Raw genomic sequence first — 13,405 nt, 5'->3', positions numbered from 1 at the left:
ACGAGGGAGAGGCTAGGTGAAGGCGCTGACGACGACCGAGGGACAGAGCAACCTGCCGCGCTACTTCGCGCCGGTCTTCGCGAGCGCCTGCGGCATGGATGCGGGGCGGCTCAACGTCGTGCTGCCCGACGGTCGCCGGTTCCGCGCGGACGGCGCGCGGCCGGGGCCGGTGGCGGAGTTGCACGTGCACGATCCCGACGTCTTCGCACGGCTGATCCGCGAGGGAAGCCTGGGATTTTCGGAGGCCTATCTGGATGGCGGCTGGTCGACGCCGGATCTGCAGGCTTTCATGGACCTCGTCCACTCCGCCGGCGGCGACATCTACGATGGCTTTCCGGGTATGGGTCTGCTCCGGCTGTTCGAACGGATACGGCATGCATTCCGCGGCAACACGCGGTGGCAGGCGCGGCGCAATATCGCCGCCCATTACGACCTCGGCAACGACTTCTATCGGCTTTGGCTGGACGAGACGATGACCTATTCGTCGGCGATGTTCGCGACGGGGCAGGAGAGCCTTGAGGCGGCACAGAAGGCCAAGTATGCGAACCTGATCAATGAGATGGGTGCCGAGCCGGGCGACCACGTACTGGAGATCGGCTGCGGCTGGGGCGGCTTTGCCGAGTACGCCGCAGCCGAACGCGGGCTGCGTGTCACCGGGATCACCATCAGCCAGGCGCAGCACGACTACGCCCGGGAGCGGGTCCGGCGCGCGGGCCTAGACGACCGGGTCGAGATCAGGCTCCAGGACTACCGCGACGAGCGCGGCCGCTATGACGGTATTGCCTCGATCGAAATGTTCGAGGCGGTGGGCGAGCGCTATTGGCCGGTCTACTTCGATACCGTCCGCGAGCGGTTGAACCCGGGACGTAGAGCGACGTTGCAGATCATCACCGTTCTGGACCGCCGCTGGGAGGCCTACCGCCGCGGCGTCGACTTCATCCAGAAATACATCTTTCCCGGCGGCATGCTGCCTTCGCGCAAGGCACTCCTCGCCGAGTTCGAACGCGCCGGCCTTCGGTTCGTCCGCTCGGTCGAGTTCGGTGAGAGCTACAGCCAGACGCTCCGCCGCTGGCACGAGTCGTTTACCGACAACTGGTCCAGGATCGCTGGCCAAGGTTTCGACGAGCGGTTCCGGCGAACGTGGAACCTCTATCTCACCTCCTGCGCCGCAACATTCGCGAGCGGCAACTGCGACGTGACGCAGGTCACCGTCGAGCGGCCGGCTTGAGATGCAGACCATTGGCCCGACCAAGCCTGTCGAAATGACGCAAGACCGCGCGCTAGCTGGTGTACGATAAATCAAACGTCCTATTGAGCCAGGACCTGCCGGTCCGCATCCATCAAGATGTGACGCTTCCGGTTTCGCTCCATGTCAGTCGAGAAAGCGGTTTCAACGCGCCCAGGAAGGCAGTTCTCGGAGCACTGGCAGCACACACCTTTTTTCACTATGCTTCCCGTGAACCAAAAAAAGCACAGGCACACCGTCACTGAACTGTCTCCGCATATTGCCACAGCGCACCTTCATTTTGAGAGGTGATCTACCATGACGGACTCACGCGCCGCGACTTCCCCGGCGAAGCCAACGCGACTAGCGGATTTCATCCGCGAAAATGCCGAGCCTATCGTCGCAGAGTGGGTGAGATTTGCGCAAACGCGGACTCCAGCCAGCAACGATATGACGGAGTTGGCCCTCAAGGACCATATCGTAGAACTTCTCGAGTTCATCGCGGATGACCTGGAAACTCCCCAGTCAGAAAATGAGCAGGTTCAAAAATCCCGTGGACTTGGTGTCGAAGGCGGCGAGTTCACCAAGAGTGCCGCAGAACTGCATGCCTCGCTAAGATTATCTGATGGGTTCAGCATCGATCAGATGGTCGCGGAATATCGTGCATTGCGGGCCAGCGTGGTAAAGCTCTGGTCGGCCGCCAGCCAGGTTGCCCACGCAACCGACCTTGAGGATGTTACGCGTTTCAATGAAGCCATCGATCAGGCTCTGGCGGAATCGGTTGCCGAGTACACCACGATGGTCAATCAATCCCGCGATCTGTTCCTCGGCGTGTTGGGACACGATCTGCGAAATCCGATCATGGCCGCCCAAACGGGGGCTCAAAGGATCGTCACGCATGGATTAGCCGACGCTCAAGGCAGCATGATCTCAGAACACATTGCCAAGGCGATGGGACGAGCGACGTCTATTCTTGACGACCTCCTTGAAGTGACACGATCAGCCTTCAATTCGGAAATGGCGCTGGTGCCGACACCCATGAGCATGGGTGAGGTTGGTAGGCAACTCGTCGAAGAAGCGCGCACGCTCTCCGAGAGGACCCAGATCGTCATTAGTGTCACGGGTGATACCGAAGGCACCTGGGACAGGCCAAAAATGGGCCAAGTGCTTTCAAACCTAATTGGAAACGCACTTGAATACAGTCCCAGCGGCGGCGCCATTACTGTGACGGTCGCCGGCCAGGGAGAAGAGGTTCTGTTATCGGTGCATAACGAGGGCGACCCTATTCCTCTCGGCACGCAGAAAACAATTTTCAGTTCCCTGACGCGTGGTAAGCATGATGCCGCGGAACGCGCTGGATCGACCCATCTTGGTTTAGGTCTTTTTATTGCGCAAAAAATAGTTGCCGCGCATGGTGGTACAATTTCAGTGGACTCAACCAGAGAACGCGGCACAACCTTTTCCGCAGTTCTACCAAAGCATTTCGTCCACCACGGTCGAGATGGCTCTAACGACACTCAGTCTCCGTAAAGCGCGACAGGATGTGAAACACATTCGGTGGTCGTGAATCGGAGCTGGCTATGTCTGCTGGTCTCCCGTTTTCAGCAAAAGCCGCCGTTCTGCTCCCCACCCCACATCGGCCACCACCGCAGTGCGCTTCATCGGCAATCTCGGGGCCGTACCGGACGGACCGGTTTCGCGAGGAGTTTTGGAAAGCCGCCGTTCGGACTCCGCCCCCCTCGGACCTTCAAGAGCCTTTAGTGGTTTCCGAAAGCAGCCGTCGGTGCAGCGAAGTGGTACAGGTCGCAAGCCTGTCCGCCAGGAAAGATCAGCCGCATGACAGACCGCCATCTGCCGGTCAAAACCACCGAAATCCATGTCGATCATTATGTTCCCGCGCCCGAGCAGGGCCGGGTGACGCGCGCCCTCATTCGCGCCGGGGTGATGCTGGCCTTTTCGCTCTACCTCTACACCATCCTCGATTTCGGCAATGTCATGCTCGGCATTGCCGGCATGTTCATTCTCGTCTTCACGACCCGGGGGGAAATCTGGCGCGAAGTGGGCCAGCGCAGTTTCGCTGTGATTCTTGGATGCCTGTCCCTGATCATTCTCGGTGCGCTAACGTTCAGCGGCCATTTGGTGGTGCTGCTGAGTCTCACCTTCCTCATCGTCCTGTTTTTGTCGCACAAGATGATGACTGGGCGGCTCAATACCATGGTGTATCAGGACGCCGCCTCCATCATGATCTCGTTGGTAGGCAGTGCCCTGGGCTCATCCGATCCCGCTTTCGCGTTTCTGCAGCGTGCGGGCCTCACCATCATAGGTGCGATCATTGCGGCCGTCGTTGTGAGCGTTCTTGATCGCCTGCTTGTGCGGACGGATCGGATCTTGGTTTGACCAAGTAGGGTCTCGATGGCGCGCAAGTTGCCAGTGGCCTTGTAGATCATGGCCCCTTTGGTCCGGCTTCGGCGCGCTTGAGGTGATCGGTCATGCGAGGCGTCGTTGTTAACTCCATTCCCACCTGACGCCTGCTTGTGCGGGACCCAGATACCTCAAGGGTCAAAGTTCGTCCGCTTTTGGGAAAGCTCAATACACTTCTAATACCGACTCGGTGGCGCTTAGCTGTCCGGCAACTTGAGGGGCGATACCGCACCGACGGTTCTGGCCGCGAGCCGTAGAAACCTGCCGTTCAGCGAACGCCCCCATCTCAGCCGTTCAGGAACAATCTAACGATTGCCCGAAACCTGCCTCTCGTTCCGTTTCACCAGGAGGCAGTTTGGGGGCCAGAACCGGGCCGTCCGGTTCTGTCGAGGAAACGGAGAAAGCCGTCATTCGGCATCCGCTGGCTGGACATGAAGATGCCGAGCGACAAGTCGATCAGGAGCCACAGTCCCGCGAGCTTTAGCTGGCGGGCGGCGATGGCAGGAGTGGCAGCGGGGATCATCTTTGCTCTCCTTGGTTCTCTCAGGCGACGCGGGTTGCCGGGCGGCCGAAAAGGTCTCGCAGCGCACGCTCTTCCTGGGAGAGCTCCGGGGAGCGGATTGCGCCGAAGGCTCCCGCTGCGGCGCGTGTGCGCGCCGGCGCATCCGCGAGGCTATCCGGCCCCTGGAGCCGGAAGGACGTGGGAGAGAGCGGCCCGAAAAGAAGCGCGCGCTCCAGCTCCGGCCAACGGCTGCGGTCAGGCTCCACGTTGGCATTGCGCGCGAAGAGCAGCGCCATCTCGTGCATGGCAACAGCCTTCGGGCCATTACGCCGTGCACGCGCCTCGGCCAACCGCTCCTGCAGGGCCTCAAGCCCTAGCATCGCCACCGCGCCACCCCATGCATAGGCGATCCAGCGCGCCTGCAGTTCCAGTACCGGGAAGGCCGGTCCGACGAGATCATAGAACCCCACGAATGCCAGGCCATCCAGATCCGGATGAAAGGTATGGTCGCAGAGATCGATCTGGGTCTCGTTGAGCCCGAGGGCGGCTGCAATGTCCTCGGAAAGGAAGGGGAGCGACAGTCGGTATCCCGTGCCGAACAGGATCGCGTCGAATTCCCTGGCGCTGCCATCGGCAAAATGAACCAATCGGTCCTCGATGCGCTCGATCCACGGGCGAACCGCGATACGCCCCTCGGCGACCAGCGGCAGGAAGGCATGGGCTTGGGAGATTCCCGCAGCAAAGATATTGTCGTCCGGCCGCATTGCGCCAAACTGGTCGGGCGTGCCCGCCACCGCTGTTACCTTGGCCTTCAACCCGGCCGCGAGCGCCTCCGGCGGCAGAACTTCGCCTGCAAGGGCTGCGGCGCGCGTGAACATCACGTGGTCGGTCGGGACCCCGGCGATCAACTTCGGAAGGATGTAGCGCTGCCGCCGGTAGCAGGCCGTCACGCTACGCGCACCGGAAAGAGCGAGATCCGACGCGATCTCGAGCGCACTGATCGAGCATCCGGCAACCAGCACGTCGCGGTCGCGGTAGACGGAACCTCCGTCGTAGCGCGCCGTGTGCGAAGCACCAAGCACGCCGGTAAAGCCACCGCACCCAGGGATTTCGGGAAAGCTCGGCGCAATGTAGCGGCCCGTCGCCACCACCACGCGCGCGAAGCGTTCCACGGTGCGTCCCCCCTCCCCGCGCGACGTGACCAGATAAGCACCGCCGGCTTTTTCCAGCCGTTCGACGCGCGTGCGCCAGCGGATGCGCTCGCTAAGCCCGAACCGAGCCGCGTAGGTTTGGAGGTAATCGAGCATATCTTCTTGTCTGGGATAGACGGGCGTCCCCTCAGCATGGTCGAGATCGGAGAAAGCAGACATCACGCGGCTTGTATTGGTGCGCATGCCGCGCCAGGTTGCGCTGAGAGGCGAAGCCGCATTCCACTGGCCACCCGCCTGTGCTGCGGCCTCGAACAGAACGGGCTCGAAACCCTGGGCGGAAATCCAGCGGGCAGTCACCAGGCCGGCAGGACCGGCGCCGATCACGGCGACGGCATCAGGATGTTGGATGATGGTCATAGCGGGTCCTTTCCTTGTTGGCCCGCTGTTACTCCACCCGCCGGCGCGCGTTTCCTAAATCCTTCCTAAGCGGCATGCCCAGCTCCCTAAAAAATTGCTAAACTGGTGAGCCGATTGGGGGGTATTCATGCGGCTTGATCAAGATCTGGCAAATTTCATGAGCAGCCCGGTAATGATCATTCTGGGCACGAGCAACGACGCCTTGCAGCCGGAGATCGGCCGCGCAGTGGGTGCGCTGGTCCGGTTGGAGGGGGATGTCGAACTCGTCCTGTCTGCCTGGCAATGGCCCGGCACGCTGTCGAATGTGCGGGCAAGCGGCAGGCTCTCCGCCACCTTCGCGCGGCCCTCCGACTATGTGTCTTACCAAGTCAAGGGTCGCGCTGTGGTAGTGCCGACCACTGAGGAGCATCGCGCCGGGGCGGCGGCCTATATCGAGGCCATCAGCGCGGCGCTGGAGGAATTGGGGCTCGCGCGGGAAGTTTCCGCTCCCTGGCTCGTCAGCGAGGATCTGGCGGCACTCAGTCTCTCAGTCGAAAGTGTGTTCGTGCAGACGCCCGGCGCGAAAGCCGGCCAGATGCTGCAGGAGGGGCGATGACGATCCAGCTTCGCAATCTGGCTCCCTGCTTTGAGGGCGTCATCCCATCCATCATCGCGACTGCCGCCACGGACGGCACGCCGAACATTTCTTACCTCTCCCATGTGCAACTGGTCGATGACGAGCACGTGGCGCTTTCGAACCAGTTCTTCTCCAAGACGGCGGCGAATGTGCGGGCAAATCGCGCGGCAGCACTCCTGGTCGTCGACGCGCGAAACGGCGAGCAGTATCGCCTCGACGTGCGCTTCGAGCGTTCCGTGGAGAGCGGTGAGCTGTTTCAGGATATGGCCGTGCAATTGCGCGCTGCCAGCGCACAGATCGGCATGGCTGACGTCATGCGGCTGCGCGGTATCGACATCTATCGTGTCGAGGCAATCCGCCACGTGCCATCGCCTATTGAAAATACCGTCTTTCTGACCGCCGCGAGCCCGCAACTTTCCGCAGCCGCCGAAATCGTCCGCCGCCTATCGGAGGAAACGGAGATCGGCGCAATCATCGACGCGATGCTCGACGGACTGCGCGATAGGCTCGGTTTGGCCAACAGCATGGCGTTGCTCATGGACCCGGCCGGGGAGCGGCTCTTCACCATCGGAAGCCGCGGCTATGAGCATACCGGTATCGGCTCGGAGGTCGCTGTGGGGATCGGCGTGATCGGCACGGCCGCTGCGGAGCGCCGCCCCATCAGGGTTAGCGACATGAGCCGGGTCAGACGCTTCGGGTCGGCGATCCGCACCTCGGCTACCGAAGAGCACCGCACCCGCATCATCCAACTGCCAGGATTGCCCGACGCCATGAGCCAGATTGCCTTGCCGATGGTCGCCCATGGCGTTCTGCGCGGCGTGCTCTTTGCCGAAAGCGCCAAGCGACTGGCCTTCAGTCGGGAAGACCAAGCTGTGCTCGCCATCATGGCCGCCCAGGCGGCGGGGGCGATCGCGCTTTCGGAGAGCGAGGCGGTGGAGAGCGTCGCGGCACCGGCTTCGCCGCCAGATTCCCCGCCCGCGGGACGTCCATTCCGCGTGGTCCACCATGCCTATGACGACAGCGTTTTCATTGAAAACGAGTATCTGATCAAGGGGGTGGCTGGCCGCCTGCTTATCCATCTCCTGCGCCGCTATCTTCAAGAGAGGCGGACCGAGTTCACGAACCGGGAAATTCGCCTGACCGGTGAGTTGCGCCTGCCGGACTACAAGGACAACCTCGAAACGCGCCTTCTTCTCCTGCGGCGGCGGCTCGAAGATAAGGGAGCGCCCATCCAGCTTATTCGCGTGGGACGCGGCCGCATCCGCCTCGCACTTGCCGGCTCTCCTTTGTTGAATACATCGTTGAGCCGTTGTTGAGTGCCGTAAGTCGACAGTCCGTTTTGGGTGATGATTCCGAAAAGCTGACAGGCAGGAAACCACCCCAATGAGGTCGGTCTGAGGTCGACCCCGTTTCGGACTTTAGTGCAACCTTCAGCTGGTCTCGGAAACTGTCGTTTCGTCGGGACGTTGGGTTAGAACACCCCGATCGGCATCCATATTTGCCATGGCTCCAACCACGACCGAACGCGCATCAGCGTCGTGGCCGATCGGCAGTCCGCCAAGGATCGGAACCGCAAAGTCGGAAAGATGCTGCCGTAGCGGTTCTACGGCATCGAGTGGAGGGTTGGGTGGCGTGCCGTTCAGGTGGCCAACCGCTCTGCCGACAACCCGTCCAAATGTCCCGCTCGCGTCAGCATAATCAGCGTACGGTCGGACTGGCCTATGGCCAGACCAGCGGCTTCGATCGGGAGGATCGCGCCGCGAAGAGAGGGAAGAGCCCATCCGGCAGTTGTCGCGATCATGTCGAGGTGCCTCCGATGAGCGGCCCCCTCGCCGTGCCGGATGTCGTTAGTGCGGCGGACGGCGACGTTCGATCCGACTCAACCAAGATAGGACCATCTTCCATAAGTGCCGAGCGCAAAGCCTCAGCGGCGGTATTATCGCGCATACCTTGAAAGTAGTTTTGCTCGATGATGGCGGGGGGTCTCGCCTATTTCGCGGGACTGGCATTGGTCCGAACGCTCGGTTGAGCATTTAGATAACCCACCGACTCGATGTGACGCTCAGTCGTTCGAGGATTCTGGTTGCCGCCTCGACACCGCGGTCGAACTGCCGCTGCCTCGACATAGGCATAGATATACACTTCATCGAGGCTGCTGTGGTACGGAACCAATAACCGAAAGCGGATTAGATGAATGAAAGCACAAAATACTCGGCTGTGCCCCGAATGTTTGAGGCAAGAGGTCAACGAGCTTGGCTGCAACGACATGCTCGCAGTGGTGACAATCCCCAGCTTGGCACCAAACATTTCGAGATAGTCTCGTCCTTCCTCATTCAGCATCCTACTTAATATAAAGACGAAGCGATCCAGAGCCTGCGGATAATGCTTCGGCGGCATCTGACGGAGGATTGTCTGTAGAACGCATTCGAAAAATCCATGGTGATCTTTTTGCCGGACCGACAAGGTCCAATTTCTGTTCCCGGAGTACGCGCATAAAAGAGGTAATCCGCTCCTGCAGAAGTGCTGTCAGGCGCACGAAGACCGCAGGACCATCTGCCGTATACCGCCTCGGCTCGCGATCGCTTTCAAACATCAAGAGCTGTGGTCGTGCGAGTGGCAGGAGCTTCCAAACCAGACGGGTCGCACTGGCTTGAACCGAATGGCTCCAGTTGGCGGCGTGACCCTCTTTGACCCAGTGATGCCCGCGGTTTTGAATGAGGAGCAGGATCTGCGCGGCGAGATCGGGGTGGAGTTCGGACGGCCTGTCCCCGCGTGTCTCACTCCCATCTACATCCACACCACGGGCGGTCAATTAGCTGAGCGCGGCCTGTGTAGAATTGCTGTTGCAGCTTCGACATTGTTCCAACCGCCTTCGCACGAGCTGTTTCTCGGCGATTGCGATCGACCTCTTCCCGGAACGCCACAAGTGGCGGACGTTTCGGCGTCTGCCCGGATTGAACCCTGGCCCAGGTAGCCTCGTGGCGGTTTGGGAACCTGAAGACGAGCGCATAGCTTAGCGATTGTGACATCCGAAACGCCAGTTTCCTGGTCACCTCCTGCGTCGGCTTCTCCCAAACCAGCGCGAACAGTTCCTCGCGCGAGAGCTCTTTTGACGGCATTTGCGCTCCTTTCTGATCAATGATCGGCGGGCACGATTCGTCTTGTTGTCGACACGTATGTCCCTTTGTGAGCGATTTTCGACATCGGTGATTGATTTTCAATCCTTGAACTGTAAGCTCATCTCGACAGATGCGCGATACATGATCGCCTTTCGACAATCATGAGTGAAAGCCGACATGGAACTCGACCTCGGCAAGCCTGCCCATTTTCAGAACGAACTCGTCCCAGAGGGCACGCGGCTCGCGGGGTGGGCCGCTCTCGTCCACGCGCTCGACGTGAAGGCGCCTGTGAGGAACCCTGCCTGCATTTCCGAACGGCATGTGCGCGGCAATCGCCGGCAGGAGGGCATCTGGAATGTCTATGACAAGCGGTATCAACCGGACGACACCCTGGATGGGCATCTCGGCTTTGCAATGCGCCATGAGCCGATCGATCTTCTGGTGCTCAAGCGCATCCTCGATGCGCTGCCGGCAAAGGAACTCATAGACTTCATCCAGCGCACACCGACAGGCGCGGTGACGCGGCGTGTGTGGTTCTTTTACGAAACCCTGAGCGGCAGGCGGCTCGACATCGATGACGCCCCCACAGTCACCGCCGTCGACGCCCTCGATCCCGAAGCATATTTCACCGGTCCCCCATCGCTTTCCCTGCGCCATCGTGTGCGCAACAATCTGCTTGGGACGGGCGCGTTCTGTCCGATCATCAGGCGCACAGAAAAGCTGGAAGCATTCCTGGCCCTCGACCTTTCCAGGGAGGCCCAGGAGACAATAGGGCGAACGGGTACTCATATCGTTTCCCGGGCTGCAAGCTTTCTGCTGCTCGCCGACAGCCGCGCGAGCTTCGAGATCGAAGGGGAACGGGCGCCGGCCAATCGGCTCGAGCGTTGGGGGCGCGCCGTTCTTGAGGCCGGCAAGCGTCCGCTCAACCAGACCGAAATTTACCGCCTGCACCGCATCCTGATCGGCGACGACCGGTTCACCGAGATCGGATACCGCAGCGAGGGCGTGTTTCTGGGCGAGCGGGATCACAACCATGATCCGCTGCCCGAGTTCATCGGTGCCCGTCCTCAGGATGTTCCCGACATCATGACCGGCCTCAATGAATGCAACAACAGGCTGCGGACCTCAGATGTCGATCCTGTCCTGCAGGCGGCGGCAATCGCGTTCGGGTTTGTCTATGTGCACCCGCTGGCCGACGGCAACGGGCGCCTACATCGCTGTCTCATTCACCACGTGCTTGCCGAGCGCAAATACACCCCGCCAGGCATGGTGTTTCCCGTTTCCGCCGTCATGCTGGATCACATCGACGACTACGCCACGACCCTGAAGCGGCACTCCGGTCCTTTGATGGAGTTCATCGACTGGCGAGCCCTGCCCAATCACAATGTCGAGGTCACCAACGACACGGCGGACCTCTATCGCTATTTCGACTGCACCGAAGAGGCGGAGTTCCTCTATAGCTGCGTGCAACGAACCGTCGAGATCGACCTGCCGCGCGAGATCGACTACCTCAAGTGCCGCGATCAGGCTCTGACGGCTGTCATGAACCTGGTCGAAATGCCTGACCGCATGGCACAGGATCTCATCATGCATATCCGCCAGAACGGCGGATCGCTCAGCAAGCGCCGCCGCACCGGCGAGTTTGAGAAGCTGCGTGACGATGAGGTTCAGCAGATTGAGGCAATTGTCGCGGATGCCTTCGAAGATTTTGACAATAGATACGGCATAGAACCCTAACCTTCAGCTATCGTGTTGTTCGGGATCGCGCTTCGGTTCGAGTAGATAGAGATCGCCACGACGGGAATGGCGGACGGGTGCCTCCGCGAAAGATACAGGCACGCGTCAGCGCGGAGTTCGAATCCCTCTCGGTGCGCTGCACCGGGTGAAGATGACAACTATATCTACGCGATAGCCCTCTAAAAACCAATGCCTGTAGTAGAATAACTGACGGCAGGCGCGAAGCAGTTCAGGGCCACCATTATGCAATCGGAAATCCTAGGCTATACATTTGCAGCGTTTGTGCTGCTTCCCATCATCGTGCAGATGGCGCTCGCGTTGGGCGCACCGATAGGTCGCTACACCTTAGGCGGACGATTTCCCGGCCAACTGCCCCGCCGATGGCGCGTGCTCGCATTGGTTCAGGCGGGGCTGCTGGGAGGCATGACGATCATCGTTTTAGATCATACGGGCAGTCTTGGCTTGGGACTGCCGCAAGTCCTTATATATATCGTATTGGGCCTGACGGTGCTGTCATTGCTGGCCAATGCAATTAGCCCGTCACGACCGGAACGGTTGATGTGGACGCCAGTCACCGCCTTGATGACGGGCACACTGGTGGGCGCCCTTCTGGTCTGAAGTGCGATGAAAGGACTTGAACGGCCCTATCGCGTCCCAGTCTGCCCCATTGATGTGGCGGACGATGTTCAGCTTGCGAGAGTTTGCTGGTGCTGCACCAGCTTCCAATGCAGTCCCTCTGCTCGATAAGTCGACGTGCAGAAACAGCGGTAAGGATGCGCGTTCTCGCGCTTGCCTTCGGCTGTATATCCCAGGACAACGACGGCATCACCGGCTCGGGTAATGACACGATCGCTCATCTTTACGTCCGTCCAGCGAGGTGCACCCTTGAGGCCTTCGATGATCGCGGGAACGTTCAGAACACCAATGCCGGGGAAGGCCATGAGGCAGGAGGGATCGAGCAGTTCATCGTAGGCGGAAATTCCCTCCAGCCACAAACGTATCTCGGTTTTCCAGGCGATCTCATCGTCCATCATTAATGTCCTCGATTTCCAGGGTGCCGTTTCACATGGTTTGGCGCACTCCGGTGCGCGACAACCGCCTCGAGAAATACGCCAGTCTTCTTGGCGGAATATTCACCGACCACATCGTATAAACCTGGAACCGGCTTGGTCAATCCCGACATCCATCTTGCGAATTCGGCGGCGGCAGGAGCATTCGGTGTGGCTTGAACGTCCGCCGCCTACGCTCAATCAGCGATGTTGACAATGCGCCTGCCATCCTTGCTGGCCAGAAGGGTCGCCGAAACAACTTCCGGGCGCTTGCTGGCCACCGTTGCGCGCTTGGTTCAAAGGCGACTAGGTCGCCCTTTCCTCACACTGCCAGCTATCGGCTAGTCGGCTTGCTATTGCCTTGCTGCCCTCGGAGCCAGGCTCACGAGCCCGAGGAACGCCAACGCCAATCCAACCCAGAGTGGCGCTGTGAGCCCGTATCCGGCATCGATGCCCCACCCTCCCGCCCAGGTGCCGACTGCGAGCCCGGTCGTGATGACCGAGGAATGGATCGCATTGACCATCGGGTCGGGGTGAGCAGCACGCATCACACGCGCCGCCATGGCCGGGTTCATCGTCACACCGAAGAGGCCGATCGTAATAAAGGCGGTGATCGCGATCGCGGGAATGGTGGCGAAAAGGGCGAAGATGGCTAGGGCGAAATCAAGGATCGTCAACCCGCCGATCAAGATGGGAATCGTGAAGCGGTCGGCGAAGCGGCCAACAACGAGGTTGCCCGCAACGTTGGCGACCCCATAGATCGCGAGCAATATCGGAATGGCGCCTTCGGACAAGCCCGCAACTTGAGTGAAAATGGGCGAGAAATAGCTGAAGGCGGCAAACGTCGCACCGATGATAAGGCAATAAGCTGTCGTTCAAGTCCTTGGGCATCAATGAACCGAGCCTAGGTTGGTGGCGCTTCGCAGATCGAGGGGCGCAATCAGTCGCTTATGTGCGACAACCACCGAATGAAGCTTGCCCTCGATTTCATGTGACCAGAAGTCCAGGAACGCTTTGAGTTCGGGAAATTTCGGCGCAAGATCGTATTCTTGCCAGACGTAGAGCTGCAGCACCGAGGGGTGGTCAGGCAGATGGTAATGGATCTCCGCCGTCGTCAGACCATATCCTTCCATTTGCTTGAGGAACGCGCGATCGGGCATCTCTCATG

Annotated in this window: 14 protein-coding genes and 1 pseudogene; 7 read left to right on the top strand and 8 right to left on the bottom strand. The window is 60.3% G+C overall.

All coding sequences use genetic code 11. The features are described 5' to 3' along the window. Positions 1 to 16 precede the first annotated feature (16 nt). The 3 genes from NO934_RS20415 (at position 17) to NO934_RS20405 (ending at position 3,622) form a co-directional block, all read left to right on the top strand. Positions 17 to 1,228, top strand: coding sequence for a cyclopropane-fatty-acyl-phospholipid synthase family protein (locus NO934_RS20415; RefSeq protein WP_309164076.1), 1,212 nt, complete (start codon positions 17 to 19; stop codon positions 1,226 to 1,228). Between the two features lie 315 nt (positions 1,229 to 1,543). Next, a complete protein-coding gene (locus NO934_RS20410) occupies positions 1,544 to 2,755 on the top strand; it encodes a sensor histidine kinase (RefSeq protein ID WP_309164075.1) in 1,212 nt (403 codons plus the stop codon). Positions 2,756 to 3,061: 306 nt separating this feature from the next. Continuing rightward, entirely contained in the window at positions 3,062 to 3,622 is a 561-nt protein-coding gene (locus tag NO934_RS20405) for an FUSC family protein (RefSeq protein ID WP_309164073.1), read from the top strand. On the opposite strand, the pseudogene NO934_RS20735 reads toward NO934_RS20405, so the two are convergent. From NO934_RS20735 to NO934_RS20395, 3 genes and pseudogenes are all read right to left on the bottom strand, one after another. Further along, positions 3,604 to 3,687, bottom strand: a pseudogene (locus NO934_RS20735) (integrase); the annotation flags it as partial. The gene NO934_RS20405 and the pseudogene NO934_RS20735 overlap by 19 nt on opposite strands. A gap of 299 nt (positions 3,688 to 3,986) precedes the next feature. Continuing rightward, entirely contained in the window at positions 3,987 to 4,169 is a 183-nt protein-coding gene (locus tag NO934_RS20400) for a hypothetical protein (protein WP_309164072.1), read from the bottom strand. A gap of 20 nt (positions 4,170 to 4,189) precedes the next feature. After that, complete coding sequence (locus NO934_RS20395) at positions 4,190 to 5,716, bottom strand: NAD(P)-binding domain-containing protein (RefSeq protein WP_309164071.1); 1,527 nt, start codon at positions 5,714 to 5,716, stop codon at positions 4,190 to 4,192. Positions 5,717 to 5,843: 127 nt separating this feature from the next. Here NO934_RS20395 and NO934_RS20390 point away from each other — a divergent pair, with 127 nt between their 5' ends. Continuing rightward, the gene (locus tag NO934_RS20390) at positions 5,844 to 6,311 is read left to right on the top strand and encodes a hypothetical protein (RefSeq protein ID WP_309164069.1); all 468 of its coding nucleotides are present in this window, start codon (positions 5,844 to 5,846) and stop codon (positions 6,309 to 6,311) included. Next, positions 6,308 to 7,648 carry a GAF domain-containing protein gene (locus tag NO934_RS20385; RefSeq protein WP_309164068.1) on the top strand — a complete coding sequence of 447 codons (1,341 nt, stop codon included), beginning with the start codon at positions 6,308 to 6,310 and terminating at the stop codon, positions 7,646 to 7,648. The genes NO934_RS20390 and NO934_RS20385 overlap by 4 nt, the downstream gene beginning before the upstream one ends. A 114-nt stretch (positions 7,649 to 7,762) precedes the next feature. On the opposite strand, the gene NO934_RS20730 is transcribed toward NO934_RS20385, so the two are convergent. Both NO934_RS20730 and NO934_RS20380 read right to left on the bottom strand, forming a co-directional pair. Beyond that, positions 7,763 to 7,975, bottom strand: a complete 213-nt coding sequence (locus NO934_RS20730) for a hypothetical protein (RefSeq protein WP_375143320.1) — start codon at positions 7,973 to 7,975, stop codon at positions 7,763 to 7,765. Further along, on the bottom strand, positions 7,972 to 8,133 hold the full coding sequence (locus tag NO934_RS20380; protein WP_309164067.1) for a hypothetical protein: 162 nt from the start codon (positions 8,131 to 8,133) through the stop codon (positions 7,972 to 7,974). Before NO934_RS20380 ends, NO934_RS20730 begins: the two co-directional genes overlap by 4 nt. A gap of 1,495 nt (positions 8,134 to 9,628) precedes the next feature. Here NO934_RS20380 and NO934_RS20375 point away from each other — a divergent pair. Together NO934_RS20375 and NO934_RS20370 are read left to right on the top strand one after the other, a co-directional pair. After that, positions 9,629 to 11,188, top strand: coding sequence for a Fic family protein (locus NO934_RS20375; RefSeq protein ID WP_309164065.1), 1,560 nt, complete (start codon positions 9,629 to 9,631; stop codon positions 11,186 to 11,188). Positions 11,189 to 11,431: 243 nt separating this feature from the next. Continuing rightward, the gene (locus NO934_RS20370; RefSeq protein ID WP_309164064.1) at positions 11,432 to 11,806 is read left to right on the top strand and encodes a hypothetical protein; all 375 of its coding nucleotides are present in this window, start codon (positions 11,432 to 11,434) and stop codon (positions 11,804 to 11,806) included. Positions 11,807 to 11,874: 68 nt separating this feature from the next. Here NO934_RS20370 and NO934_RS20365 read toward each other — a convergent pair whose 3' ends face one another. The 3 genes from NO934_RS20365 to NO934_RS20355 all read right to left on the bottom strand — a co-directional run bounded on the left by NO934_RS20365 (position 11,875) and on the right by NO934_RS20355 (position 13,397). Continuing rightward, positions 11,875 to 12,219, bottom strand: coding sequence for a nuclear transport factor 2 family protein (locus NO934_RS20365; RefSeq protein ID WP_309164062.1), 345 nt, complete (start codon positions 12,217 to 12,219; stop codon positions 11,875 to 11,877). A 371-nt stretch (positions 12,220 to 12,590) separates the two neighbouring features. Next, positions 12,591 to 13,052: an MFS transporter gene (locus tag NO934_RS20360; RefSeq protein WP_375143319.1), complete on the bottom strand. Its 462-nt coding sequence runs from the start codon at positions 13,050 to 13,052 to the stop codon at positions 12,591 to 12,593. Between the two features lie 75 nt (positions 13,053 to 13,127). Then, on the bottom strand, positions 13,128 to 13,397 hold the full coding sequence (locus tag NO934_RS20355; protein ID WP_309164061.1) for an usg protein: 270 nt from the start codon (positions 13,395 to 13,397) through the stop codon (positions 13,128 to 13,130). Positions 13,398 to 13,405 lie beyond the last annotated feature (8 nt).

This window comes from Pelagibacterium sp. H642, from assembly GCF_031202855.1.
Classification (GTDB): domain Bacteria; phylum Pseudomonadota; class Alphaproteobacteria; order Rhizobiales; family Devosiaceae; genus Pelagibacterium.
Note: the sequence above shows the minus strand (reverse complement) of the source record. Positions and strands in the feature narration are given on the sequence as shown.

Excerpts from the sequence above, each read along its gene's own strand:
- NO934_RS20355 (WP_309164061.1), bottom strand. The coding sequence starts at position 13,397 with ATGCCCGATCGCGCGTTCCTCAAGCAAATGGAAGGATATGGTCTGACG.
- NO934_RS20405 (WP_309164073.1), top strand. The coding sequence starts at position 3,062 with ATGACAGACCGCCATCTGCCGGTCAAAACCACCGAAATCCATGTCGAT.
- NO934_RS20395 (WP_309164071.1), bottom strand. The coding sequence starts at position 5,716 with ATGACCATCATCCAACATCCTGATGCCGTCGCCGTGATCGGCGCCGGT.
- NO934_RS20410 (WP_309164075.1), top strand. The coding sequence starts at position 1,544 with ATGACGGACTCACGCGCCGCGACTTCCCCGGCGAAGCCAACGCGACTA.
- NO934_RS20365 (WP_309164062.1), bottom strand. The coding sequence starts at position 12,219 with ATGGACGATGAGATCGCCTGGAAAACCGAGATACGTTTGTGGCTGGAG.
- NO934_RS20385 (WP_309164068.1), top strand. The coding sequence starts at position 6,308 with ATGACGATCCAGCTTCGCAATCTGGCTCCCTGCTTTGAGGGCGTCATC.
- NO934_RS20380 (WP_309164067.1), bottom strand. The coding sequence starts at position 8,133 with ATGATCGCGACAACTGCCGGATGGGCTCTTCCCTCTCTTCGCGGCGCG.
- NO934_RS20400 (WP_309164072.1), bottom strand. The coding sequence starts at position 4,169 with ATGATCCCCGCTGCCACTCCTGCCATCGCCGCCCGCCAGCTAAAGCTC.
- NO934_RS20375 (WP_309164065.1), top strand. The coding sequence starts at position 9,629 with ATGGAACTCGACCTCGGCAAGCCTGCCCATTTTCAGAACGAACTCGTC.
- NO934_RS20370 (WP_309164064.1), top strand. The coding sequence starts at position 11,432 with ATGCAATCGGAAATCCTAGGCTATACATTTGCAGCGTTTGTGCTGCTT.
- NO934_RS20390 (WP_309164069.1), top strand. The coding sequence starts at position 5,844 with ATGCGGCTTGATCAAGATCTGGCAAATTTCATGAGCAGCCCGGTAATG.